The 24,359-nt window shown below is 72.4% G+C and carries 21 protein-coding genes; 10 read left to right on the top strand and 11 right to left on the bottom strand.

What is annotated here, in order from left to right:
• Position 1: 1 nt before the first annotated feature.
• The 5 genes from AB0P35_RS18415 to AB0P35_RS18395 all read left to right on the top strand — a co-directional run bounded on the left by AB0P35_RS18415 (position 2) and on the right by AB0P35_RS18395 (position 4,653).
• On the top strand, positions 2-415 hold the full coding sequence (locus AB0P35_RS18415) for a DUF3017 domain-containing protein (RefSeq protein ID WP_095874519.1): 414 nt from the start codon (positions 2-4) through the stop codon (positions 413-415).
• A gap of 216 nt (positions 416-631) precedes the next feature.
• On the top strand, positions 632-1,624 hold the full coding sequence (locus AB0P35_RS18410; RefSeq protein ID WP_095874520.1) for a malate dehydrogenase: 993 nt from the start codon (positions 632-634) through the stop codon (positions 1,622-1,624).
• Positions 1,625-1,693: 69 nt separating this feature from the next.
• Positions 1,694-3,007 carry a hemolysin family protein gene (locus tag AB0P35_RS18405; RefSeq protein ID WP_363511801.1) on the top strand — a complete coding sequence of 438 codons (1,314 nt, stop codon included), beginning with the start codon at positions 1,694-1,696 and terminating at the stop codon, positions 3,005-3,007.
• 30 nt (positions 3,008-3,037) lie between these two features.
• Positions 3,038-4,075, top strand: a complete 1,038-nt coding sequence (gene trpS, locus AB0P35_RS18400; protein ID WP_363511799.1) for a tryptophan--tRNA ligase — start codon at positions 3,038-3,040, stop codon at positions 4,073-4,075.
• Positions 4,075-4,653 (top strand): 2'-5' RNA ligase family protein, encoded by a 579-nt coding sequence (locus tag AB0P35_RS18395; protein WP_095874522.1) that lies wholly within the window; start codon positions 4,075-4,077, stop codon positions 4,651-4,653. The genes trpS and AB0P35_RS18395 overlap by 1 nt, the downstream gene beginning before the upstream one ends.
• 41 nt (positions 4,654-4,694) lie before the next feature.
• Here the strand turns inward: AB0P35_RS18395 and AB0P35_RS18390 are convergent, their stop codons facing one another.
• From AB0P35_RS18390 to AB0P35_RS18375, 4 genes are all read right to left on the bottom strand, one after another.
• A complete protein-coding gene (locus AB0P35_RS18390; protein WP_363511797.1) occupies positions 4,695-6,320 on the bottom strand; it encodes a hypothetical protein in 1,626 nt (541 codons plus the stop codon).
• Between the two features lie 92 nt (positions 6,321-6,412).
• Positions 6,413-8,272 carry a stealth family protein gene (locus AB0P35_RS18385; protein WP_363511795.1) on the bottom strand — a complete coding sequence of 620 codons (1,860 nt, stop codon included), beginning with the start codon at positions 8,270-8,272 and terminating at the stop codon, positions 6,413-6,415.
• Between the two features lie 295 nt (positions 8,273-8,567).
• A complete protein-coding gene (locus tag AB0P35_RS18380; RefSeq protein ID WP_363511793.1) occupies positions 8,568-12,116 on the bottom strand; it encodes a CDP-glycerol glycerophosphotransferase family protein in 3,549 nt (1,182 codons plus the stop codon).
• A 104-nt stretch (positions 12,117-12,220) separates the two neighbouring features.
• On the bottom strand, positions 12,221-12,856 hold the full coding sequence (locus AB0P35_RS18375; protein ID WP_363511791.1) for a methyltransferase domain-containing protein: 636 nt from the start codon (positions 12,854-12,856) through the stop codon (positions 12,221-12,223).
• 221 nt (positions 12,857-13,077) lie between these two features.
• Here AB0P35_RS18375 and AB0P35_RS18370 point away from each other — a divergent pair, with 221 nt between their 5' ends.
• The 3 genes from AB0P35_RS18370 to AB0P35_RS18360 all read left to right on the top strand — a co-directional run bounded on the left by AB0P35_RS18370 (position 13,078) and on the right by AB0P35_RS18360 (position 16,318).
• Entirely contained in the window at positions 13,078-14,220 is a 1,143-nt protein-coding gene (locus tag AB0P35_RS18370) for a glycosyltransferase (RefSeq protein WP_363511789.1), read from the top strand.
• A gap of 157 nt (positions 14,221-14,377) precedes the next feature.
• Positions 14,378-15,289: a YhjD/YihY/BrkB family envelope integrity protein gene (locus AB0P35_RS18365; RefSeq protein WP_363511787.1), complete on the top strand. Its 912-nt coding sequence runs from the start codon at positions 14,378-14,380 to the stop codon at positions 15,287-15,289.
• A gap of 147 nt (positions 15,290-15,436) precedes the next feature.
• Complete coding sequence (locus AB0P35_RS18360) at positions 15,437-16,318, top strand: class I SAM-dependent methyltransferase (protein ID WP_363511785.1); 882 nt, start codon at positions 15,437-15,439, stop codon at positions 16,316-16,318.
• 58 nt (positions 16,319-16,376) lie between these two features.
• On the opposite strand, the gene AB0P35_RS18355 is transcribed toward AB0P35_RS18360, so the two are convergent.
• Positions 16,377-17,660: a D-alanyl-D-alanine carboxypeptidase gene (locus AB0P35_RS18355; protein WP_363511783.1), complete on the bottom strand. Its 1,284-nt coding sequence runs from the start codon at positions 17,658-17,660 to the stop codon at positions 16,377-16,379.
• 127 nt (positions 17,661-17,787) lie between these two features.
• On the opposite strand from AB0P35_RS18355, the gene AB0P35_RS18350 reads away from it, so the two are divergent.
• Positions 17,788-18,042 (top strand): hypothetical protein, encoded by a 255-nt coding sequence (locus AB0P35_RS18350; protein ID WP_363511781.1) that lies wholly within the window; start codon positions 17,788-17,790, stop codon positions 18,040-18,042.
• 76 nt (positions 18,043-18,118) lie between these two features.
• Here the strand turns inward: AB0P35_RS18350 and AB0P35_RS18345 are convergent, their stop codons facing one another.
• The 4 genes from AB0P35_RS18345 to sdhC are packed head-to-tail and all read right to left on the bottom strand — an operon-like array spanning position 18,119 to position 21,540.
• Positions 18,119-18,892, bottom strand: a complete 774-nt coding sequence (locus AB0P35_RS18345; protein ID WP_095874533.1) for a succinate dehydrogenase iron-sulfur subunit — start codon at positions 18,890-18,892, stop codon at positions 18,119-18,121.
• The gene (sdhA, locus tag AB0P35_RS18340) at positions 18,892-20,634 is read right to left on the bottom strand and encodes a succinate dehydrogenase flavoprotein subunit (protein ID WP_363511779.1); all 1,743 of its coding nucleotides are present in this window, start codon (positions 20,632-20,634) and stop codon (positions 18,892-18,894) included. The genes AB0P35_RS18345 and sdhA overlap by 1 nt, the downstream gene beginning before the upstream one ends.
• 27 nt (positions 20,635-20,661) lie before the next feature.
• Entirely contained in the window at positions 20,662-21,153 is a 492-nt protein-coding gene (locus tag AB0P35_RS18335; protein WP_363511777.1) for a succinate dehydrogenase hydrophobic membrane anchor subunit, read from the bottom strand.
• A 6-nt stretch (positions 21,154-21,159) separates the two neighbouring features.
• Positions 21,160-21,540 (bottom strand): succinate dehydrogenase, cytochrome b556 subunit, encoded by a 381-nt coding sequence (sdhC, locus tag AB0P35_RS18330; protein WP_095874536.1) that lies wholly within the window; start codon positions 21,538-21,540, stop codon positions 21,160-21,162.
• A gap of 251 nt (positions 21,541-21,791) precedes the next feature.
• Here sdhC and AB0P35_RS18325 point away from each other — a divergent pair, with 251 nt between their 5' ends.
• Positions 21,792-22,541: a hypothetical protein gene (locus tag AB0P35_RS18325; protein WP_363511774.1), complete on the top strand. Its 750-nt coding sequence runs from the start codon at positions 21,792-21,794 to the stop codon at positions 22,539-22,541.
• A 51-nt stretch (positions 22,542-22,592) separates the two neighbouring features.
• Here AB0P35_RS18325 and AB0P35_RS18320 read toward each other — a convergent pair whose 3' ends face one another.
• Both AB0P35_RS18320 and AB0P35_RS18315 read right to left on the bottom strand, forming a co-directional pair.
• On the bottom strand, positions 22,593-23,090 hold the full coding sequence (locus AB0P35_RS18320; protein WP_363511917.1) for a 2-oxo-4-hydroxy-4-carboxy-5-ureidoimidazoline decarboxylase: 498 nt from the start codon (positions 23,088-23,090) through the stop codon (positions 22,593-22,595).
• A gap of 327 nt (positions 23,091-23,417) precedes the next feature.
• Positions 23,418-24,161 carry an SDR family oxidoreductase gene (locus AB0P35_RS18315; RefSeq protein WP_095874538.1) on the bottom strand — a complete coding sequence of 248 codons (744 nt, stop codon included), beginning with the start codon at positions 24,159-24,161 and terminating at the stop codon, positions 23,418-23,420.
• Positions 24,162-24,359: the final 198 nt, after the last annotated feature.

Here is a 24,359-nt window from a genome sequence, read left to right as displayed (position 1 = left end):
GATGGCAGTCGTGCGGTCCCCCCGCTCCCGGCGCCGCCCGCTGAAGACCACCGGCACCCTGCCGCCGGAGGGCTCGGCCGCGGCGCTGGGGCGCGGCCACTCGCTGCCGGTGCGGCAGTGGCCGATAACGCTCGTCCTGGCGGTGGCCGGGCTGGGCCTCGCCGTCATCTGGTTCTCCGATTTCAAGATCGGTCTGCTTCTCGTCGGCATCGCGCTGCTGCTCGGCGCCGGCCTGCGGGCCGCGCTGCCCGAGGTCGGCATGCTCGCGGTGCGCAGCCGCTTCACGGACGTCGGCGTGCTCGCCTTCCTCGGCGGGATGATCGTGCTGCTCACCCTGGTCGCACAGCCCGACCCGTGGCTGCACCTCGCGGTGCTCGACGACATCGGCCGGCTGGTCGGCCGGCCCCGGCACTGAGGTCCGTGCGACCCGCCGCGGGCGCGGGTGCGGACACCCCGCGCCCGCGCCGGCGGCGGCCCGCGCGCTGTGTGATGCAACAGCCACGCCCGGCAAGGCGGCATACCCTTGCCTTTGCGATAACCTGACGCAGGTCTCTCGATGTCGAGAGATCATCCTCGGCTCCAGTGCGCCGACGTGCCTGGGGCACCTGGCGATTTGCTGGAGAAGGTAGAAATGACTCGCACCCCCGTCAACGTCACCGTTACCGGAGCGGCCGGCCAGATCGGCTACGCCCTGCTCTTCCGCATCGCCTCGGGCCACCTGCTCGGTGCCGACGTCCCGGTGAACCTCCGCCTCCTGGAGATCCCGCAGGGCCTCAAGGCCGCCGAGGGCGTCGCGATGGAGCTCGACGACTGCGCCTTCCCGCTGCTGCGCGACATCACCATCACCGACCAGGCCGCCACCGCCTTCGACGGCACCAACGTCGCCCTGCTGGTAGGCGCCCGCCCGCGCACCGCCGGCATGGAGCGCGGCGACCTGCTGCAGGCCAACGGCGGCATCTTCGGCCCCCAGGGCAAGGCCATCAACGACCACGCCGCGGACGACATCAAGGTCCTGGTCGTCGGCAACCCGGCCAACACCAACGCCCTCATCGCCCAGCGCAACGCCCCGGACGTCCCGGCCGAGCGCTTCACCGCGATGACCCGCCTCGACCACAACCGCGCCGTGGCCCAGCTCGCCAAGAAGGCCGGCGTCACCGTCGAGGACGTCAAGAAGGTCACCATCTGGGGCAACCACTCCGCCACCCAGTACCCCGACCTCTTCCACGCCGAGATCGCCGGCAAGTCCGCGTTCGAGGCCACCGGCTCCGACCAGGCCTGGGTCCAGGACTTCTTCATCCCGAAGGTCGCCAAGCGCGGCGCCGAGATCATCGAGGTCCGCGGTGCCTCCTCGGCCGCCTCGGCCGCCAACGCCGCCATCGACCACGTCTTCACCTGGGTCACCGGCACCCCGGCCGGCGACTGGACCTCCATGGGCATCGTCTCCGACGGCTCCTACGGTGTGCCGGAGGGCCTGATCTCCTCCTTCCCGGTCACCACCAAGGACGGCAAGTTCGAGATCGTCCAGGGCCTGGACCTCTCCGAGTTCGACCGCACCCGCATCGACGCCTCGGTCAACGAGCTCGCCGAGGAGCGCGACGCGGTGCAGGAGCTCGGCCTCATCTGAGCGCGAGCCTGACACGGAACGACGGCCGGGTGCCCCAGTGGCGCCCGGCCGTCCTTCTACACTCCTGTCGTGACCGAAAACCTCGAGGACGCCGCGCTCGTCCTCGTCTTCATCATGCTGGGCGGTCTGTTCAACGTCGCCGAGATCTCACTGATCTCGCTGCGCGAGGGCCAGATCCGCGCACTGGAGGGCGCCGGCAGCCGGCGCGCCGCCCGGGCCGCCCACCTCGCGGCCGACCCCAACCGCTTCCTCGCCGCCGTCCAGGTCGGCGTCACCTGCATGGGCTTCCTCTCCGCCGCCTTCGGCGCGGACACCCTCGCCGGCAAGGTCGCCCCGGTCTTCGTGGACCTCGGCCTCTCCGAGGGCCTCGCCGACACCGTCGCCCTGGTCGGCCTCACCCTGCTCATCAGCTACGCCTCACTGGTGCTCGGCGAACTGACACCCAAGCGGATCGGCCTGCAGCGCGCCGACTCCATCGCGGTGCTCGCCGCCCCCGTCGTCGACGTCATGTCCGTGGTGCTGCGCCCGGTCATCTGGCTGCTCGGCCACTCCACCAACCTCATGGTGCGCCTCCTCGGCGGCGACCCGACGGCCGGCCGCGGTGTGATGAGCTCCGAGGAGCTGCGCGGCCTGGTCGCCGCCAACACCGAGCTCGGCAGCGACGAACGCGCCCTGATCAACGACGTGTTCGCGGCCGGCGAGCGGCAGCTGCGCGAGGTCATGAAGCCGCGGACCGAGGTCACCTTCCTCGACGCCGAGCGGCTGGTCTCCGAGGTCCGCCCGGAGACCGACTCCGCCCCGCACTCCCGCTACCCGGTGGTCGAGGGCTCCTACGACTCCGTCAGCGGCTTCGTCCACGTCCGCGACCTGTACGGCGCGCGCGGCGCCAAGGCGGTGCGGGTGCGCGACCTCACCCGGCCGGTCAAGCTGCTGCCCGCCACCAAGCGGGTGCTGGAGGCGATGGGGGAGATGCGCCGCGAGGGCCACCACCTGGCCATCGTCGTCGACGAGTACGGCGGCACCGCCGGCATCGTCACCCTGGAGGACCTGGTCGAGGAGGTCATCGGCGAGATCCGCGACGAGTACGACGCCCTCGACACCACCGCCACAAGGCGCCTGGCCGGCGGCGGCATGGAGCTGGACGGCCTGCTCAACCTCGCCGACTTCGCCGACGAGACCGGCGTCGCCCTCCCCGAGGGGCCGTACGAGACGGTGGCCGGCTACCTCGTCCGGGAGCTCGGCCGGCTGCCCGAGTCCGGCGACCAGGTCACCACCGAGGACGGGGTCCGGCTGACCGTCGCCAAGCTCGACGGGCGCCGGATCGAACGGATCCGGGTGAGTGCGGTCACACTGTCGGAACCTCCAGGGGCAGATGTTTCCTGAGCGGTCGGTGAAACTGGAACAATGGCCGTCATGGTCAACGCAGCGGTCGCAGGTCCGGTCAAGGACCGTCCCCGGGTGCTCTCCGGCATCCAGCCCACCTCGGGCTCGTTCCACCTCGGCAACTACCTGGGCGCCGTCCAGCAGTGGGTCGCCCTGCAGGACGCCAACGACGCGTTCTACATGGTCGTCGACCTGCACGCGATCACCGTCGAGCAGGACCCGGCCGAGCTCCGCGAGAACACCCGGATCTCCGCGGCCCAGCTGCTCGGCGCCGGCCTCGACCCGGAGCGCTGCACGCTCTTCGTCCAGTCGCACGTGCCCGAGCACGCGCAGCTCGGCTGGGTGATGAACTGCCTCACCGGCTTCGGCGAGGCCTCCCGGATGACCCAGTTCAAGGACAAGTCCGCCAAGCAGGGCAGCGACCGCACCACCGTCGGCCTGTTCACCTACCCGATCCTGCAGATCGCCGACATCCTGCTCTACCAGGCCGACCTCGTCCCCGTCGGCGAGGACCAGCGCCAGCACCTAGAGCTCACCCGCGACCTCGCGGAGCGCTTCAACACCCGCTACAGCCCCACCTTCACCGTGCCGAAGCCGTACATCCTCAAGGAGACGGCCAAGATCCTGGACCTCCAGGACCCGACGGCCAAGATGAGCAAGTCGGCCTCCTCGCCCAAGGGCCTGGTCAACCTGCTCGACGAGCCCAAGGCCAGCGCCAAGAAGTTCAAGAGCGCCGTCACCGACACCGGCACCGTCGTCTCCTACGACGAGGAGGGGAAGCCGGGCGTCTCCAACCTGCTGCGCATCCACTCCGCGCTCAGCGGCCAGTCGATCGAGCAGCTGGTCGCCCACTTCGAGGGCAGGATGTACGGCGCGCTCAAGACCGAGCTGGCCGAGCTGTTCACCGAGTGGGTGACGCCCTTCCAGGAGCGCACCCGGACCTACCTCGACGACCCGGCCGAGCTCGACCGGGTGCTCGGCCTCGGCGCCGAGAAGGCCCGCGAGGTCGCCTCCGAGACCCTCGCCACGGTCTACGACCGCATCGGCTTCCTCCCGCCCAAGCGCTGATGCCGCCCACCGCCGGAGCAGCTGCCGAGGGCGGCGGCCTCCGGGAGTTCCGCGGGCTCCCGGAGGCCGTCACCATCGGCGTGTCGATATCCGTGCCCGAGCCCTACGGCTCCGCGGTCCAGGACGCCCGTGCGGGCCACGGCGACCCGCTCGCCCGGTCCATACCCACGCACGTCACCCTGCTGCCGCCGACCGAGGTGTCCACCGCGCGGCTGCCGGAGATCGAGGCGCACCTGCTCGCGGTCGCGGCCGCGCACCGGCCCTTCCCGATGCTGCTGCAGGGCAGCGGCACCTTCCGGCCGGTCTCTCCGGTGGTCTTCGTCCGGGTCGAGGGCGGCGCGCAGGAGTGCCGCGCGCTGGAGGCCGACGTCCGCTCCGGGCCGCTCGCCCGCGAGCTGGCCTTCCCGTACCACCCGCACGTCACCGTGGCGCACGGGCTGCCCGAGGACATCCTCGACGAGGCGCAGGAGAAGGCCCGCGGGTTCCACGCGGCCTTCACCGTGCCCGGCTTCGGCCTCTCCCGCTTCGGCCCCGACGAGGTCTGGCGGCCCTGGCGCGGCTACACCTTCGGCGGGTAGCCGCGCCGGGCCCGCTGCCGGGCCCGGCGCTCAGGCCGGCGTCACACCGTGCGCGAGGGCTGTGCGGTGCGGATCGAGACGTTCGGCCCGATCGGCGGACCGGGCCGGCGGCTGCGCGGCGTCTCGGCCTTGTCCGGGTCCGGCCGGAGGGCCGGGGACGGCCGGCGGGCGGCGATCAGCCCGAGGCAGAGCGGGGCGATGAAGAGCGGCGCGGCGACGTACCGGTAGCTCTCCACCGGGTTGGCCGCGAGCACCGTCAGCTGCTGGCCGACCAGGATGCCGGCCAGTGCGTAGACGCCCGGACGCCGGCGGCCGAGGGCGTAGCAGGCCAGCGCCGCGTAGGCGATGTAGCACCAGGTGGCGCCGCGCCACAGCAGCCAGTCCAGCTGCGGCACCCGGAACAGGGTGTTCACCCAGACCGCGGCCTTGTGCGCCGTGGTGGACAGCGGATGCGGCACGAACACGGACAGGTAGGCGCTGCCCTCCATCTTTCCGTTCGGAGAGATCCGGCCGGCCTTCGGGTCGCCGGTGGAGGCGGGGGCGGACCAGCCCCAGAGGTCCTTCGGGACGTCGAGGTAGGGCAGCTGGGTCGTGGCGCCCTGCACGGAGCGGTCCGAGGTCGGCGCCCAGGCGATGTGCCCGCGGCAGATCCTGGCACCGACGATGACGTCCGGCCGCTTCTTGAGGACCTTGGTCCAGATCTCCAGCAGCCGCTCGGTGTTCCGTTCGGCGGCCGCGTGGTCGAACGGGGCCCAGCTGTTGGTGAGGAGATCGGCCGAGTGGCAGTTGGAGCCCTGCTGCCAGGTGCTCAGCGGGGCGACCGCCTCCATCGCCGCGAGGTCGGACTTGCTGAAGACCGCCGGGGCCTGCTGGTACGCCACCGCGATGTCCGAGTAGTTGAGCGCGAACACCGAGTCCGGCGGGGGCTGCTTCACACCCGCGGCCGGGTACAGCCACAGCTGGGCGACGAGCGGGACGGCCACGGTGACGGCGGTGAGCACGCTCATCCGGATCCGGCGGCCGGGCAGGGCGATCGCCAGCGCGGCGCCGGCGATCAGCGCCACGCCGAGGCCGTTGTTGCGGAAGAGCCCGAGGCCGAGCAGGCCGGCCGTGAGCACCAGCAGGTCGAAGCGGGCCGAGCCCGGCCGCAGGCCCCAGCGTCCCTGCCAGGTGGGCCGCTTGGTGTTCGCGATCAGCCGGGCCGAGGCCGCGAAGACCAGGACGGCGCTGATGAAGAAGGGCACGTCCTTCCAGACGAAGACGACGACCGTCCCGGTGGGGGGCAGAGCCGCGATCAGCAGCGCGGCCGGGACGGTCCACCGGGCGCGGACACCGAGGTCCCGCATCGCCACGCAGGCGTAGGCGAGGGCGGCGGACATGGCGGTGGTCTGCAGCAGGGTCAGCACGGCGAATCGGCCGGGCACGTGGAGGGCGATCCAGACCAGCACGTCGTAGAGCACCGAGTGGTCGGAGGACCAGTTGCCCGTCGTGACCTGCCAGGTGTACATGACGGTGTCGTAGCTGATGAGCCCCGGGTAGAACGCGGCCCACCAGAAGAGCAGGACGGCCTGGGTGCCCGCCATGACTCCCAGCGGCAGACGCCACATCACCGGTGCCCGGTGCAGGCCTGGCACGGCTCGGGCGGTGCGCTCCACTGCGTCGGGCACGGCGGTCTCCAGGGGGCGGTGGTTTCGGTGGGACTGCTCGCTCCGCCCCTGTGCGCGGGGCCGGCCGAGCGGCGGCGAGGCGTTCGGCAACTCTAGCCGGAGGCCGACGGGCCGGTGCGGGCAGGCTGCGGCGGCGTGCGCTCGTACGGGCCCGTCACCGGGTAGTAGTCCTGGAGGAACCCGACCACCGTCCGGAACTGCTCGGCCTTGCCGATTCCGTCGAGGTTGCCGTCGTTGAGGCAGAAGGTGTCCGTGGACCGTTCGGCGAGCAGCCGGGGGAGCTCCTCGTCCAGACCGGAGCGGCGGTCGATGTCCACGTAGCTGTGGCCGATGCTGCCGATGACGGCCCGGTTGGTGAGGTAGGCGACGTGGCTGCTCAGCGTCACCGGCGCGAGGTCGTGGCGGGAGCGGAACGTCGACCGCGTGGTGGCCGCCAGCTCGTCCGCGTAGCGCTCGGAGACCTCGGCCATGACACTGCGCCGCATCGGGTGCGGAGTGTGCGTCAGCACCTGGGTGAAGACCCGGCCGTGCTCCCGTTCGAGCAGGGCGCGGGTGGCCTTCTGGGAGGCCACGTACTCGTCGTCCCGCGGGTCCGGCCGGCCGGGCGGGATGACGCGGGCGTCCTGGAAGAGCCGCGGGCTGCCGTTGCCGTGGAAGAAGTCCTTCGGCCGCAGCGGTCTGCCGAGGAAGACGTCGTCGTTGAAGTAGAGGAAGTGCTCCGCGAGGCCCGGGATGCGATGGAACTGCGACTCGATCGCGTGCGAGTTGAACACCGGCAGCGCCGACGGGTCCGCGAAGAGCTCGCGGTGCGAGACGACGGTGAGACCGGGGACGGAGGTGTCCAGCCAGTCCGGGGTCTGGTCGTCGGTGACCAGGAAGACGTGCCGGATCCAGGGCGCGTACATCGCGATGGCGCGCAGGCAGTAGCGCAGCTCGTCCCGGTTCTGGAAGCGCTCCGCGCCGTCGCCCTCCACCCGGCCGTCCTCGACGGCCGCGGGGACGGCCACGCCGAGTCGCGCGAGATGCCCGGCGCGGGCCTGCGCCCGCCGCGCCTGCCATACGGGGTCGGTGTCGTCCACCCACGTGATGACCGCGTCCACGGGGAAGGTCACGTCCTCCAGCAGCGTCTGGGTGAACGCCGCCGGGACGGGGTAGTCGCGGTCGCCTATGCGGAGCGTGCCCGCGGGCTCGACCGAGGGGACCCACCAGCCGAACGGGGTCTCGCTGATCGAGGCGACGGCGCCCTCGGCCGTGGCGGGGTCCCAGAACTCGACGTCGCAACCGTGCTCGGCCCCGTACAGCAGGGTGCGCCCGCCGGTCACGAGCGGCCGGTAGATCCGGACGCCCTTGACGACGATCGGCGGCTCGGAGTCCTCGGCCGGCCCGGCGGCCTCCACCGCGTTCGGCGCGACACCCGCCTCCGCAGCCTCGGCCGCCGCACGGGCAGCCGCCTCGGCCAGCGCGCGGACATGGGCCTCGGCCTCCAGCTCGGCGACGGCCTCCGGCAGGCTCTCGGCGAGGACGGTCGCCAGCGTCACGTCGTGGCCGAGGAGGTCGGCGTACACCGCCTGCCCGCCGAAGTGCTTGCTGCAGAGTGCGAGGACGTCGGCCCGCCGGCCGGGCCAGACGGCGACGCGCTGCCGTATCCGGCCGTCCGGCACCGGGGAGAACGGCACGTCGGCGTCCTCCAGGGCGTCCGCGATCTCGCGGAAGTTCAGCAGGAACGCGTCACCGGAGAGCACATCGTCCCGGACCTCGGCGATGAGGTCACCGTGCCGCACCAGCCGGTCGTTCTCGGCCAGCAGTTCGTCCTCCCGCACACGCAGCGGGTCGACCGGGGGCTCGACCGGCGGCGGAACGGGCGCCGGCAGGATCCGCGCGGCCACCAGGAAACGGTGGGCCCTGCGCTTGGCGCCGCGAATGATCCGTCGGGGGGGACGGGCGTGGGACATCGGTGCTCCATGCATTGATCGCCACACCCCCGCCATGGCAACAGAGCGGCCGGGGAGAGGCGGCCGCCGCAGCCGCTCCGCACCCGGCGCGGGGGATGTCCTGACGGACCACCGGTGACAGCGGAGTGAACTGCGGGGATCATCACACACCCGTTCGGGCGCCACGGTCAACCGCCCCTACCTGGGAATTTCCCAAGCATTCAGGGGGTGTATCGAGGGCGAACCGGTGCCCGGGGGGCTGCGGTGGACCGTCGAAACGGTTCCCCCGCGGCCCCCCGGCGGCCGGTGCCGGAACTCAGCCCAGCAGGGCGTCGGCCGCGCGCTCCGCGGCCTTGCCGTCCTCCAGGTCCGTGTACGTGTCACGGAACGCCGCGTACGCGTCGGCGTGCTCCGCCGCGACCCGGTCGACCCGGCCGAGCGCCTCGACGACCGCCTCGGAGGTGGCCAGCAGCGGACCGGGGGCGGTCGCCTCGAAGTCGAAGCTGAAGCCGCGCAGGTTGTCCCGGTAGTGCTCCAGGTCGTAGGTGAAGAAGAGCATCGGCCGGCCGGTGTTCGCGAAGTCGAACATGACCGACGAGTAGTCGGTGACCAGTACGTCCGCGACCAGCAGCAGTTCGGCGACGTCGGGGTAGGTGGAGACGTCCCAGACGTAGCCGTCGCCCGCCTCGGCGACCTGACCGCACACCATGTCGTGGGCGCGCACCAGCAGCACCTGGTCGTCGCCGAGCGCGGCCTTCGCCGCCGCCAGGTCCAGCCGCAGGTCGAACTGGTAGCCGTCCTGCGGACGGCGCCGGTCCTCGCGGTAGGTCGGCGCGTACAGCACGACCTTCTTGCCCTCGGGCAGGCCGAGCCGCTCGCGCACCCGCTCGGCGGTCTTCTCCCGGTCCGCCGCGAACAGCAGGTCGTTGCGCGGGTAGCCGGACTCGACGATCTCGCCCTCGAACCGGAAGGCGCGCCGCAGCACCTGGGTCGACCAGCGGTTCGGCGACAGCAGCAGGTTCCACTGCGGCACCTCGCGGTCGAGGTGCTTCAGGTACTCCGCGTCGGTGAACCAGACCTTCTCGAAGTCGTGGCCGATCCGCTTCAGCGGGGTGCCGTGCCAGGTCTGCAGCACCTTCTGGCCGTCGCGGCGGACGAAGAAGTCGGGCAGGTGCGTGCCGGTGACGACGTACCGGGCGGTGGCCAGCGCCTCGAACCACTCCGGGCTCCACTGCCGGACCGCCTCGGCGGTCTGCGGCAGGTCGGCCTGCAGGTCGTCCGAGGTCCACAGGTGGCGCACCGGGGTGTTGCGCCGGACGAGCTCCTCGTGGATCGCCCGGGCCGAGTCCGCGTACCGGCTGCCGAGCGGACCGATGTACAGCACCGCGTCGGTCAGCGGGCGGCGCTGCAGCTCGGGGAAGGCGTGCCGGTGCTTGCGCTGGGTGTAGCCGCTGCGCTCCTCCGGCAGCAGCGCCTGGTGCGCCTCCAACGACAGGCCGTCGTGGCCGCGCCGCTCCAGGGTGATCCGCTTGCCGCGGGCCTCGACCTCCAGCGGCAGCGCGCCGTGGCAGGCCTGGGCGAGCAGCGCCGGCGGGAACAGGGCGTCGGCGGCGGCGCCGACCGGACGGAAGAACACCTGCCAGGTGCCCATGGCGAGCGGCACCTGGCCGGCGAACGAGGCGGTCGGCACGGCCGGCAGCGCGGCCTTGAACCGGCCGTCGGTGATCTCCACCGGGTACTGGTGCTCCTCCTCCCGCCAGCTGTGCCGGATCACCAGCTCGTAGCGGTGCGTGCCGCCGAGCGGGAAGGAGCCGCCGACCAGGAAGCCCTCGGTGCCGCTGGCCGCGGTGATCGACTCGATCACCGGCTGCAGCACCTGGTCGACGAACTGGAGGTAGCCGCTGGGGGAGGGCTTGGTGTAGAGCGTCCGGGTGTCCCCGTCGATCGGCTGGTCGAGCTGCTCGGGGGCGGCGCGGTCGTCCAGCACGACGGGCACGGTGGTGCCGTCGGCCAGCTCCAGCTCGGTGTCCCAGCGGTCGCGCAGCCGCTCCGAGGAGGCCGGGTCCAGCGCGGCCCAGGCCTCGCGGACGGCGGTCAGCTCGGCGATCGGGAAGACCGCGGTGAAGGGCACCTCGCGGCCGGCCGGGGCGCCCAGCTCCAGCGGGAAGTGCAGGTCGCGGTCGGACTCGACGTGCTTCAGGCGCAGCCGGGCCCCCGCCAGGTCGAGCCCGGACACGGCGAGGCCGACCACCGTCACGCTGCCGCCGGAGGCGCTCACCTCGGCGGCCCGCACCCGGACCCGCTCGACGCGCAGGTTGAGGTGGTTGTCCTTGAACCAGGGCACGATCCGCACGTCCTGGTCCACCCACTGGACCGGCGGGTACTCGGCGGAGTCGCTCCAGCCGCCGGAGATCCGGCCCTTGTAGACGCCGCCCTTGCCGACACCGGCCACCAGGACGCGCCAGGAGCCCTCGCGCCACTCGCCGCGGTGCTTGAAGCGCTTGGCGTCGACGGTGGCGGTGAAACCGGCCCAGTCACAGCTGTACAGGTCGTGCGGCGAGCTGGCGGTGGCCTCCGGGCTGTACTGCGCCTTGGCGGGCACGGCCAGCACCCGGCGGCCCTTGGCCTCGCGGAGCACCAGCACCCGGACCATGTCGGTGCGGTGCTCGACGCCGAGGTGCTCGGGGAAGGCGTGGCCGTTCAGCCGCAGCTTGCCGTCCGTCCAGGTGGCGTCGTAGAGCCGGCTGCGCATGACGAGCGCGTTGTCCAGCCGCAGCACGTCGGCGGGCACGCTCTTGCGGCCGCCGCGCAGGAAGGGGTAGTCGGCGTAGGCGCGCAGCAGGCCGCGGGCCGGGGCGGCGCCGTTGCTGTCCTTCTCGAAGCGCATCTGCTCGACGAGCTCGTCCATCCGGCCCTGCAGGGTCAGGTGGTACTTCAGCCGCAGCGGGGCGCGGAGCTTGCGGATCTGCTCGGGGCCGATGGCGCGCAGCAGCCGGCCGACGCACTCCTGGTAGGCGTCCCGGTAACCCTGGTCGCCGTCCAGGACGGACCAGAAGAACATCGGGATCTCCTCGACGAGGTTGTTCTCGTCGTAGCTGCGCAGGTAGCGCTTGAACTTCGGGTCGGTCTGCTTCAGCAGCCAGGCCCGGACGAGCTCCATCGAGGCCACCCGGTCGATGAGGCCCTTGGGGTTGGTCTTCATCTGCGTGATCGACATCTCGCCGACCTCGCGCTCGCGCCAGTGGTAGATCGGCTCGGAGAGCACGTCGACGCTGGTCGCCAGGTAGTGGTGGGGCACGCTCACCGGGGCGTCCTCGTACAGGATGCCCTCGGGGTAGAGGATGTCCGCGCCGTCGAAGAAGCTGCGGCGGTACACCTTGTTCCACGCGGTGCGGTCGGTGACCAGCGTGGGGATCTCGGTGATGTGCGTCCGCAGCCGGGTCTCCTTGAACGGCTTGCGGTGGCCGCCCGACTGGTAGTAGCCGACGGCCCGGAAGCGCTGCACGTTGCCGGTGCAGAAGTCCGAGCCGGTCTCGTCGAGGGTGCCGATCATCAGCTCGTACGCGCTCGGCGGCAGCGTGTCGTCGCTGTCGACGAAGGCGAGGAACTCGGTGCCGTCGGCGATGTGCCGGTAGCCGGTGTTGCGGGCCGCGCCGAGGCCCTTGTTCTCCTGCTTGACCAGGCGGAACCGGCCGTCCTTGGCGGCGTAGGCCTCGGCGATCGCGGCGCTGCCGTCCTTGGAACCGTCGTCGACCATGACGCATTCCAGGTCGGTGAAGGTCTGGGCGGCGATGGAGTCCAGGCACTCCTCGAGGTAGCGCTCGACGTTGTAGATCGGGACGACGACGGAGAGTCGAGGGGCCATCGGGCTTGCGGGCCTTTCATCGGGGGCGTCGGGCCGCGGGTGAATCGGCACAGATGTACGGCGATCCTACCGTCCGCGGCCGGGGCGCCCCCGGCGCGGCCCGCTCAGGGGACGAGTCCCACGAGCACGTACTCGTTGTACTTGAAGACCTTCCCGGCCGCCTCGGGGAGCGGGAAGGAGTACGACCGGTCGACCACCAGCCCGAACTCCTCCGCGAGCGCGCGCAGCCCGGCGAAGTCCACGAACCGCACGTGCGTCGGGTCCGAGCGGTACCCGGCCGACTGCGGCGTGATCAGCACGACCCTGCCGCCGGAGCGGATGCTCGGCAGGTAGCTCGCCATGAGCTCCCGGCAGGTCTCCAGGTCGAGGTGCTCCAGCACGTGCGCGACCAGCATGCTGTCGAAGGCGCCCGGCCGGGAGAGCTCCGGGTCGGCGTCGAACTCGGCGGCGGTGTACGCCTCCAGGCCGCGGGCCCGGGCGGTGGCCACCGAGGTCTCGTTGTGGTCCACGCCGACGCTGTCCGGGCCGCAGTTCTGCAGGTTCCGCCCGACACCGCAGCCCACGTCCAGCACCCGGCCGAGGCCGAGCCGGCGCAGGTTCCAGCGGTAGGGCGCCTGGGTGGGCAGCAGCCGCTTGATGCCGGACTGCTCCAGGGTCACCAGACGCTCCGTGTAGGAGGCGTCGGCGGTGGCGCCGCCGGTGGGGGAACCGGCCTCGGTCGGCTCGCGGTCTTCGGGCATGGTCGGCCTCTTGGGGGATCGGGCGGTGCGCGGGCGGCGAACACCCGTGCGCGCGGGGGGCGACCCGATCGTACGGCCACGGGCCCGGGCACGTCCGGCCGGACGGGGGGTGCGCGCGCCGGGCCGCGGCGGCTACTCTGCCGCTGGCCGCGCGCCGGTTCCGGGGCGAGACCCGTCCGGAGATCACGGTCGACTGAGCGCCCCCTTAGAATGAGCTGCAAATGCCCCGCTTCAGCGTGATCGTCCCCGTCTACCAGGTCGAGGAGTACCTGGCCGAGTGTCTCGACTCGGTGCTGTCCCAGTCGTGCGCGGACTTCGAGCTCCTCGCCGTCGACGACCGCTCACCGGACGGCTGCGGGGCGATGCTGGACGAGGCCGCCGGACGGGACGCCCGCATCCGGGTGCTCCACCTCGACGAGAACGTCGGCCTCGGCCGCGCCCGCAACGCCGGCCTCGCCGTCGCCACCGGCGACTACGTGATCTTCCTGGACAGCGACGACACGCTCACCCCCGGCCTGCTGCAGGCGATCGACGATCGGCTGACGGCCTGCGAGGACCCGGACATCCTGGTCTACGACTACGCGCGCACCTACTGGGACGGCCGCGTGGCGCGCTCCAACTCCGCGCCGCTGTTCGCCCGTTCCGGCCCCGACGTGTTCGACCTCGACGGCCGCCCGGACCTCCTCGACCTGCTCATGGTGGTCTGGAACAAGGCCTACCGCCGCGACTGGATCGCCGCCGAGGGCCTCACCTTCCCCGCCGGGTACTACGAGGACACCCCGTGGACCTTCCCGGCGCTGCTCGCTGCCGCGCGGATGACGATGCTCGACCGGGTCGGCGTCCACTACCGCCAGCGCAAGCAGGGCGGCAACATACTCGCCACCGTCAGCCGGAAGCACTTCGACATCTTCGACCAGTACGACCTGGTCTTCGCCTTCCTCGACCGGCGCCCCGACCTCGACCGCTGGCGGCCGGTGGTCTTCGCCCGGATGGTGCACCACCTCAACACCGTGGTCAGCCGCCCGGACCGGGTGCCGCCCGGCGACCGCCGCGAGTTCTTCCGCCGCGCCGCCCGGCACTGCGCCCGGCTCCGCCCGACCGGCTACCGGCCCGCCGCCGGCGCCGAGGGCGTGCGCACCGAACTGCTCAGCCACGGCCACTACCTCACCTACCAGAGCGTCCGCGCGCTCGCCCGGACCCGGCAGCTCGCCGCCCGCGCCGCCCGCCGGGCCAGGCGCGCCGCCAGCATCCGCGACGTCACCCCGGCGCAGGCCCGCCCCGCGTCCCCGCCGGCCGCCGCCCCGCAGCCCGCGGCCCGGCCCGACGGCACCGCCTCCGACGTCGGTACGTCCACCGGCTCCTGACCGCCCGTCCGCTGCCCTCCGCGGTACGCGGGGCGGCGCTGTAGGCCACCCAGGGACAGCCCGCCCGGCGCGCCGATGTGCTCGGTCGCCCGGGTCGCCGATCACGGTATACAGGATCGGTCGTCGCTCGTTCAGGTGATCCCGATGGGGTGGGCCCGTGGACTTCCTCACCCGTCTCCCGGTCGTCGGACCGCTGGTGGCCCGCCTGATGCGCAGCCGCGCCTGGCAGGCCTACCAGCTGTTCACCGACACCCAGGGCAACCGGCTGGCGGGCGCGGTGACCTTCTTCGGCTTCCTCGCGCTCTTCCCGCTGCTCACCGTGGGCCTGGCGATCGCCGCCGCCACCCTCTCGCAGTCCCGGGTCGACGAGCTCCAGAAGGACATCGCCGACCAGGCCTCCGGCCTCTCCGACGCGATCGACCTGAACTCCCTGGTGGACAACGCGGCCACGGTCGGCGTGATCAGCGGCGTCCTGCTGCTGATCTCCGGACTGGGCTGGGTGGAGACCATGCGCGGCTCGATCCGTGCGATCTGGCGGCTGCCCCAGGATCCGGGCAAGGTCCTCGTCCGCAAGGCCTGGGACTGCGTGGTGCTGCTCGGCCTCGGCGTGGTCTGCCTGCTCTCGCTCGGCGCCTCGGCCGGCGCCACCACCCTCGCCCGGCGGCTCGCCGACGCGATCGGGCTCGGCGGCGGCGCCGGCCGCGCGGTCCTGACCGTGGCCGGCTTCGTCATCGCCGTCGGCGCCGACCTGCTGCTCTTCGCCTACCTCCTGGCGCCCTTCCCGCGGATCACCGACCAGACCCGCCGTGCCCTGTTCGGCGGTGCGCTGATCGGTGCGGTCGGCTTCGAGGTGCTCAAGGTGGCGCTCTCCTCCTACCTGGGCTCGGTCGCCGGCCGCAGCATCTACGGCGCCTTCGGCGTCCCGGTCGCCCTGCTGCTGTGGATCGACTTCGTCGCCCGGCTGCTGCTGTACTGCGCCGCCTGGACCGCCCTCGCCGACCCGGCTGCCGCCCGGATGCGCGCACACGAACAGGGCCGCAGGCTGATCGAAGCGTCAGCCGAGAAGTGAGATCGCGCCCCTGTCGGGCACACTCGGACGTGACTAGGATCACGTCCTACGTCTCATCCGGTTCTCATCCGGCTGTCGTCCGGCACACCCCCGCCGGCGGGAGCCACGCATTGCGACACCCCGTCCGCCGCACCCCTGGAGCACCACGTGACCAGCGCAGACACCGCCACCGCCGCCCCCGTCCCGCGCACGCCGGACGACGTGCCCGGTTGGTTCTGGAAGGCGGACCAGGAGATCTTCGGCTGGCTGCTGAGCCGCCAGACCGCCGCCGGCACCAGCGGCGACCTGCTGGAGCTCGGCGCCTACCTCGGCCGCAGCGCCGTCGTCCTCGGCCGGTACCTGCAGCCCGGCGAGACCTTCACGGTCTGCGACCTCTTCGACTCCGACGCCCCCGACGCGGAGAACTCGGCCGAGATGGACATGTCCTACCGCAAGTCACTCACCCGGCAGGCCTTCGAGACCAACTACCTCGCCTTCCACGAGGAACTGCCGGTGATCGTCCAGGCCCCCACCTCGGTCCTCGCCGACGGCCGCGTTCCGGCCGGCTCCTGCCGCTTCGTCCACGTCGACGCCTCGCACCTGTACGAGCACGTGGCGGGCGACGCGCTGGTCGCCCGGGACGTCCTCGCCAAGGACGGCGTGGTCGCCTTCGACGACTACCGCGCCCCGCACACCCCCGGCGTGGCCGCCGCCGTCTGGGAGGCGGTCTTCAACCTCGGCCTCAAGCCGGTCTGCCTCACCCCGGAGAAGTTCTACGGCACCTGGGGCGACGCCGCGGCCGTCCAGAAGGACCTGCTGGCCCGCGACTGGCGCGGCGAGGGCTTCCGGATGGACGACGAGCAGATCGCCGGCCACACCTGCTACCGGCTCGCCTTCGACGGCCCCCAGCCGAACGGCGCCCCGCAGGTCCGTCCGGCCGCACCGCAGCGCTCCACGGCGCGGCGGATCGCCATCGACGTCCTGCCGCCGTTCGCCACCCGGGCCGCCCGCAGGGCCATGCGCGCCGCCCGCGCCCGCGGCGTCCGCTGACCTCCTCGGCCCCGGCCCCGGCGCGGCGACCCGCGGCCGAGGCCGCTCGCCGGCCGGCTCAGCGCCGCCGGGTCGCCGTCGCGGAGACCGCCCAACGGCGCAGGGCGGGCCGCAGCGACAGCCGCCCGGCCCGGTCCCGGCGCAGCCGCAGGGCCGCCGCCAGCGCGGCCGCCGCGCACAGCCCCGCGGCCAGCATCCCCACCGTGCCGCCCGTCCGCCGGGCGTGCTCCGCCTGCTGCTCGGCCGCCGGGGCGGCCATCGGTGGCGCGGCCGGCACCGACCGCGGCGGGCTCGGCGCGGCGGAGGGCACGGTGTCCGGCACCGGATTGGGCTTCGGCTCGGCCGTCGGGGCCACCTGCACCGCCGAGGTGTCCTCGGCCAGCTCGCCCACCGGGCTCACCCGGTCGGCGGCGGAGAACCCCCAGTCGAGCAGGGCCGCCGCCTCGTCGTACACCTTCTGGTAGGTCGACGTGTGCATCACCGTGACGAGCAGCAGCCGGCCGTCCCGTTCGGCCGCCCCGGTGAAGGTCGACCCGGCGTTGGTCGTGTAGCCGTTCTTCACCCCGATCAGGCCCGGGTACCTGCCCAGCAGCCGGTCGGTGTTCGCGATCCCGAAGCTCCCGCGCTGCCCGGTGTTCCGGTCCACCGCGCCGGGGAACTGCGCGTCCCGGGTCGAGCAGTACGACCGGAAGTCCGGATTGCGCAGCCCCGCGCGGGCGAACAGCGTCAGGTCGTACGCCGAGGAGACCTGGCCGTCCTGGTCGTAGCCGTCCGGGGTGACCACATGGGTGTCGTGCGCCTGCAGCGCGTCCGCCCGCGCCTGCATCTGGGTGACGGTGCGCTCGATGCCGCCGTTCATGTGGGCCAGCACGTGCACCGCGTCGTTGCCCGAGCTCAGGAAGACACCGCGCCACAGGTCCTCCACCTTGTAGTCGAGGTCCTCCTTGATCCCGACCAGGCTGCTGCCCGCCCCCAGCCCGGTCAGCTCCTCCGGGGCGACCCGGTGCACGGCCTCCCGGTCCAGCTTGGGCAGCACCGTGTCGGCGAACAGCATCTTCAGCGTGGACGCCGGCGGCAGCGTGGCGTGCGCGTTGTACGAGGCCAGCACCTCGCCCGAGGTGCCGTCCGCGACCAGCCAGGACCGGGCGGTGAGACCGCCGGGCAGGTCCGGCGCACCGGACTCCGGGGCGACCTGCACCCCCGGCCGGGCCAGCCGCTCGCCGCCGACCACCTCCGCGGCGGCCCGCGGCCGGGCGGCCGCGGCCGAGGCCGGAGCGAGGGCGAACAGGCCGGCGGCGGATGCGGCGGCACATCGGAGCGCGAGGTGACGGTCGATCAGCATTTCCGGAACGTACCCGCACGGCCCCGCCCCGCCGACCCGTCGTCGCCGACTCCCCCCGAACGGATGCGCCCGGCCGGGCTGCGCATACTGGACGTGCAGCAGCTCCGACGCCCGTGAAGGACCCTTGATGAAGCTCAGCCGCCGTACCTCCTGGTTCCTCGCCGCCTTCGGCGTGTGGTCCCTGATCATCTGGACGACCTTCGTGAAGAACCTCTGGAAGGACTCCGGCGGCCAGGCCTTCGTGAACGGCGACCACGCGCAGCCGACCGCCTTCTTCTGGGTCCACCTGCTGCTCGCCGTCACCTCCCTCGTCCTCGGCATCGCCGTCGGCGCCGTCGGCGTCCGCGGCCTGCGCGGTCCGCGCGCCCGCACCGCCGACTGACGGCCCCCGCGCCGCAGCAACGCCAGAGGGCCCGTCCGGACGAACCGGACGGGCCCTCTGGCGTTGCCGCCTCGGATCAGAAGCGGCGGGTGACCAGCGCGCGCTTCACCTCGGCGATCGCCTTGGTGACCTCGATGCCGCGCGGGCAGGCCTCCGAGCAGTTGAAGGTGGTGCGGCAGCGCCACACGCCCTCACGGTCGTTGAGGACCTCCAGCCGCTGCTCCGCACCCTCGTCGCGCGAGTCGAAGATGAAGCGGTGCGCGTTCACGATCGCGGCCGGGCCGAAGTACTGGCCGTCGTTCCAGAACACCGGGCAGGACGACGTGCACGCGGCGCACAGGATGCACTTGGTGGTGTCGTCGAAGCGCTCGCGCTCCTCCTGGGACTGCAGGCGCTCGCGCGTCGGGTCGTTCCCCTTGGTGATGAGGAACGGCATGACGTCCTTGTACGCCTGGAAGAACGGGTCCATGTCGACGATCAGGTCCTTCAGGACCGCGAGGCCCTTGATGGGCTCGACCGTGATCGGCTTCTCCGGGTTGACGTCCTTGATCAGGGTCTTGCACGCCAGCCGGTTGCGGCCGTTGATCCGCATGGCGTCCGAGCCGCAGATGCCGTGGGCGCACGAGCGGCGGTACGTCAGGGTGCCGTCCAGCTCCCACTTGACCTTGTTGAGGGCGTCCAGGACGCGCTCCTTCGGGTCCATCAGCAGCTGGTAGTCCACCCACACCGGGTCCGGGTGCTCCTCCGGGTTGAACCGGCGGATCCGCAGGGTGACGTTGATCAGCGCGGTCGCGCCGGCCTCGGCGGCGTCCAGAGCGGCCGAGTGCTTCTCCAGGGTCGGAGTGCTCATCAGTACTTACGCTCCATCGGCTGGTAGCGGGTCTGCACGACCGGCTTGTAGTCGAGGCGGACGGAGGTGCTGCCGTCGGCGGCCTCCTCGCGGTACGCCATGGTGTGCTGCATGAACTTCACGTCGTCGCGGGTCGGGAAGTCCTCGCGGTAGTGACCGCCGCGGGACTCCTCGCGGGCCAGCGCCGAGACGACCGTGACCTCGGCCAGGTCGAGCAGGTTGCCCAGCTCGATGGCCTCCAGCAGGTCGGTGTTGAAGCGCTCGCCCTTGTCCTGGATCGCGACGTTCTTGTACCGCTCGCGCAGGGCGGCGATGTCGGCGACGGCCTGCTTGAGGGTGTCGCCGGTGCGGTACACGGACGCGTTGGCGTCCATGCTCTCCTGCATCTCCTTGCGGATCTGCGCCACCGACTCGGTGCCGGTCGACTCGCGCAGCGCGTCGACCAGGTCCTGCACCAGCGCGGCCGGGTTCTCCGGCAGCGGCACGAACTCGTTGTTCGCGGCGAACTCGGCGGCGGCGAGGCCCGCGCGGCGGCCGAACACGTTGATGTCCAGCAGCGAGTTGGTGCCCAGACGGTTGGCGCCGTGCACGGAGACACAGGCGACCTCGCCGGCGGCGTACAGGCCGGGGACGATCTCGGTGTTGTTCTTCAGCACCTCGCCCTCGACGTTGGTCGGGATGCCGCCCATGCCGTAGTGCGCGGTGGGCTGGATCGGGATCGGGTCCGTGTAGGGCTCGATGCCGAGGTAGGTGCGCGCGAACTCGGTGATGTCCGGCAGCTTGGCGTCCAGCTGCTCCGGCGGAAGGTGCGTCAGGTCCAGGTAGACGTGGTCGCCCTCCGGACCGCAGCCGCGGCCCTCGCGGATCTCGCTGTAGATCGCGCGGGAGCAGACGTCGCGGGAGGCGAGGTCCTTCATGACCGGCGCGTAGCGCTCCATGAAGCGCTCGCCGTCCTTGTTGCGCAGGATGCCGCCCTCACCGCGGGCGCCCTCGGTGAGCAGGATGCCCATGCGCCAGATGCCCGTCGGGTGGAACTGGAAGAACTCCATGTCCTCCAGCGGCAGGCCCCGGCGGTAGGCGACGGCCTGGCCGTCACCGGTCAGGGTGTGTGCGTTCGAGGTGACCTTGAACATCTTGCCGGTGCCGCCGGAGGCGAAGACGACCGCCTTGGCCTGGAAGACGTGGATCTCACCGGTGGCCAGCTCGTACGCGACGACGCCGGCCGTGCGGCCCTCGTTGACCAGCAGGTCGAGGACGTAGAACTCGTTGAAGAACTCGACGCCGTGCTTGACGCAGTTCTGGAACAGCGTCTGGAGGATCATGTGGCCGGTGCGGTCGGCCGCGTAGCACGAGCGGCGGACCGGGGCCTCGCCGTGGTTGCGCGAGTGGCCGCCGAAGCGGCGCTGGTCGATCCGGCCCTGCTCGGTGCGGGAGAAGGGGAGACCCATCTTCTCCAGGTCGAGGACCGCGTCGATGGCCTCCTTGCACATGATCTCCGCGGCGTCCTGGTCGACCAGGTAGTCACCGCCCTTGACCGTGTCGAAGGTGTGCCACTCCCAGTTGTCCTCCTCGACGTTGGCGAGGGCGGCGCACATGCCGCCCTGGGCCGCGCCGGTGTGGGACCGGGTGGGGTAGAGCTTGGTCAGCACCGCGGTGCGGCTGCGCTGCGTCGACTCGATGGCCGCGCGCATGCCCGCGCCGCCGGCGCCGACGATGACCGTGTCGTACTGGTGAATCTGCATGGGGGTAAGCGCCTCTGGCTCTGCCGATTAGATGTTCGGGTCGAAGGTGAAGATCACCAGGGTGCCGAGCAGCACGGTGAACACCGCGGCGGCGCCCATGAGGGTCTTCAGCCAGAGCCGAGTGGAGTCCTTCTCGGCGTAGTCGTTGATGACCGTCCGCATGCCGTTGGCGCCGTGGAGCATCGCCAGCCACAGCATCAGCAGGTCCCAGCCCTGCCAGAACGGCGAGGCCCAGCGGCCCGCCACGAAGGCGAAACCGATCTTGGAGACGCCGCCGTCCAGCACCAGCATGATCAGCAGGTGACCGAGGATCAGGAAGACCAGCACCACGCCGGAGAGGCGCATGAACAGCCACGCCAGCATCTCGAAGTTGGTGCGGGTGCGGCGCGGGGTCGTCCTGGTGCGCGTGCGGGCCGGCTCGACGACGAACGCGTCGGCGGGGTTGCCGGTGCCGAGGCCCTGGCCGGTGTGGGCCTGGGCGGCGGGAACGACCAGAGTCTCGGAGATCTCGTTGGCCATCGCGGATCAGCCCCCGAACCAGGTGCGAAGAGTGTGCTGCAGAATCGGGTAGAAGGCGCCCGCCATCAGGACGACCCAGACACCCACGACGGACCAGAGCAGCTGCTTCTGGTACTTGGCGCCCTTCGACCAGAAGTCGACCGCCACGACCCGCAGGCCGTTCAGCGCGTGGAACAGGATGGCGGCGGTGAGGCCGTACTCCATCAGGTTCACGATGGGGTTCTTGTACGTCTCGATGACGGTGTCGTAGTCCTGCGGGGACACACGGACCAGCGCGGTGTCGAGGACGTGCGCGAAAAGGAAGAAGAAGATGAGGACGCCGGTGACTCGGTGAGCCACCCAGCTCCACATGCCTTCCCGGCCGCGGTACAGCGTTCCAGCCGGCACGGAAAACCCTCCGGAAGCGATTGGGGGCTCGGCCGGCTTCGGTGTCGGTCAGCCCGGCCGGGTACGGTCCACCGGCCGCGAGCATCCTATCGACGCGCTGTCGGGAAACGCCTCCGGGGGGCTCAGGTGTGATCAATCAGGCACTCACGGCCTAACGGCCCCGGGAACCATGACAGGCTGTGCCCGAGCGGTCGCACTGCGGTGTGCGGGCCGTCCGATGCCGCATGCCCGCGCCCACCCGAAGGACCGCCGTGCCCCTCCGCCCGACCGCCCTGCTGTGCTGCGCCGCGCTGCTGGCGGCCGCCGGCTGCACCACCGTCTCCGCCTCCGCGGACCGGGCGGCGAGGCCGGCCGAGCGGGCCCTGGACACCGCCGGGCTGCGGGCCGCCGCGGTCACCGGCGCCGACCTCGGCGCGGGCTGGACGGTCACCGTGATGACCCCGGAACCGGGGAGCACCGCACCTCAGGCGGCACGCGAGCTCGCCGACGTGCCGGCCTGCCAGCCCGTGCTCGACGCGCTCGCCCCCGCCAAGGGCCGCACCGGCCCGGTCGCGGAGACCGATCTGAGCGCGGCCCGGGCCGGCCGCCCCCGGGACACCGTCTACGCCGGGCTGCTCGCCTTCGAGCCGGGCGGCGCGGAGCGCGTCCGCAGCGCGCTGGACCTGCTGCTGACCCGCTGCACGGTCTTCCACTCCTCCACCCCGGCGGCCGCCCAGGGCCGCGGGAGCGCCGGCCGGGGCGGTCCGGCCAAACCGGTGTCCGTCCGGCACCGGTTGCAGCGGGCCGACGCGGCCGTCCCGGACGGCGTGGACGCGGTGACCGCATTCACCCTTACGGATGAATCGGGTGGCACCGCGCTCAGCCGCAGGGCCGTGGTCGCCCGGGTCGGGACGGCGCTCGCGCTCTTCTCCACGCTCGGCACCACGGGCGAGCCGGCCCCGGCCCCGGACGAGCGGGTCGTCCGGGCGCAGGCGGCGCGGCTGCGGGCCGCCCAGCGCTGAGCCCCGCCGCGGTGGACCGCGACGGGGCTCGAAGGTGCGACGGGGCGGGGGTCAGCGGGCGCCGGCCTCCGCGGAGTGCACGGCCACCAGGTGGGCGAGGCGCATCAGCGCTATCCGGCGCAGCTCGTCGGCGGCGATCAGGCGCTCCTCGTCCAGGTCGTTGGCGAGCCGGGTGCGGATCGACGTCAGCACGGTGTCGAGCATCTCCTCCGGGTCCACGCCCTCCAGACAGACCACGAAGACGTGGCCGAACCGCGCCTCGTACGCGGCGTGCGCCGCACGGAGCGCGGTGTGCGCGGCCTGGCTGCCGGGGGCCCGCATGCCGAGCAGTGGCTGCGGCATCCAGCTCTCGTCGGCCAGCGCCTCGGCGAGGTCGGCGGGGCGCAGGTCGTAGGAGGCCTCGCTGGCCGCGGCGAGCAGGGACTCTATGTCGGGGTAGGGCCGGTGGGCGGTGAGCCGCAGGGCCCACCGGTGGCTGCCGCAGCAGGCGAGCAGGGCCTCCTCGGCGGCGCCGGCATCGGCCTCGTTGAAGCGGTGCAGCCCGAGCAGGGACGGATCCGTCGAAGCGTCGAGGCGCTGCGGCGGGATGTCGCTGGCCAGCGGGTCCTCCTCGTGAGGGCGGGAAGGGGGTTGCTCCAGAGACGAAAGGTAGGTGCTGCCGAGTTGCGCGGCGTACCGGGAAGGAGGGAAGGGCGCCGGACGCGAAGACGTGCGACCGTGCTGTTCCATCAAGGTAGTTGAGGGCTCATCAGTTGGGGAGGGAGCGGGCAAAATTCACCCGAACGAGCTATCAAGTTGTGACGTTGACGCTCGCTCGACAGCCAGTTCCCTCCCCTTCCGGGGGCGCCTTCGGGGGCGCGCCCTCCGGGGGCACGCTCAGAGCTCGCGGTGCACCTTGTGGTTGGCCGCCTGCGCGCGCGGGCGCACCACCAGCAGGTCGATGTTGACGTGCGGCGGCCGGGTGACCGCCCAGGAGACGGTGTCCGCGACGTCCTCCGAGGTCAGCGGCTCGGCCACGCCCGCGTAGACCGCGGCGGCCTTGTCCTCGTCGCCGCGGAAGCGGGTCACCGCGAAGCCCTCGGACTTCACCATGCCCGGCGCGATCTCGATCACCCGGATCGGCTCGCCGCACAGCTCCAGCCGCAGCGTGGCCGCGATGGTGTGCGCCGCGTGCTTGGCCGCGACATAGCCGCCGCCGCCCTCGTAGGCGGCCATCGCGGCGGTGGAGGACATCACCAGCACGGTTCCGTCGCCGGTGGCCCGCAGCGCCGGCAGCAGCGCCTGGGTCACGTTGAGCACGCCGATCACGTTGACCTCGTACATCGTCCGCCAGTCGGCCGGGTCGCCGGCCTCCACGCTCTCCGCGCCGATCGCGCCGCCGGCGTTGTTCACCAGCACGTCGACCCGGCCGATCTCGGCGGCGAAGGCGTCCACGGCCGCCCGGTCGGTGACGTCCAGGGTGCGGGCGCGGCCGCCGATCTCCTTCGCGAGGGCCTCGATCCGGTCGGTGCGGCGGGCGGTCACCACCACGTCGAAGCCGTCCGCGGCCAGCCGCCGCGCGGTCGCCGCGCCGATCCCGCTGCTGGCGCCGGTGACCACGGCCACCTTCTGCTCGCTCATTGCCCCTCCCGGGGAGAAGTTCCGGTCTGCGGAACCGATCATCCCAGCCGGGCTCCGGGCGGCCGAGGGCGGTGCCCCGCCGTGGGGGGGGGGGGGGGGGGCGCCGGGGGGGGGGGGCGCGGGGGCGTAGCCCCGCCCGCCCCCGGCCGCCCCCGCCGCGGGCCCGGCCCCCCCCCCCCGCGGAGCCCCAGCCCGCCG

The organism is Kitasatospora sp. NPDC085879 (assembly GCF_040686255.1).
Classification (GTDB): domain Bacteria; phylum Actinomycetota; class Actinomycetes; order Streptomycetales; family Streptomycetaceae; genus Kitasatospora.
Note: the sequence above shows the minus strand (reverse complement) of the source record. Positions and strands in the feature narration are given on the sequence as shown.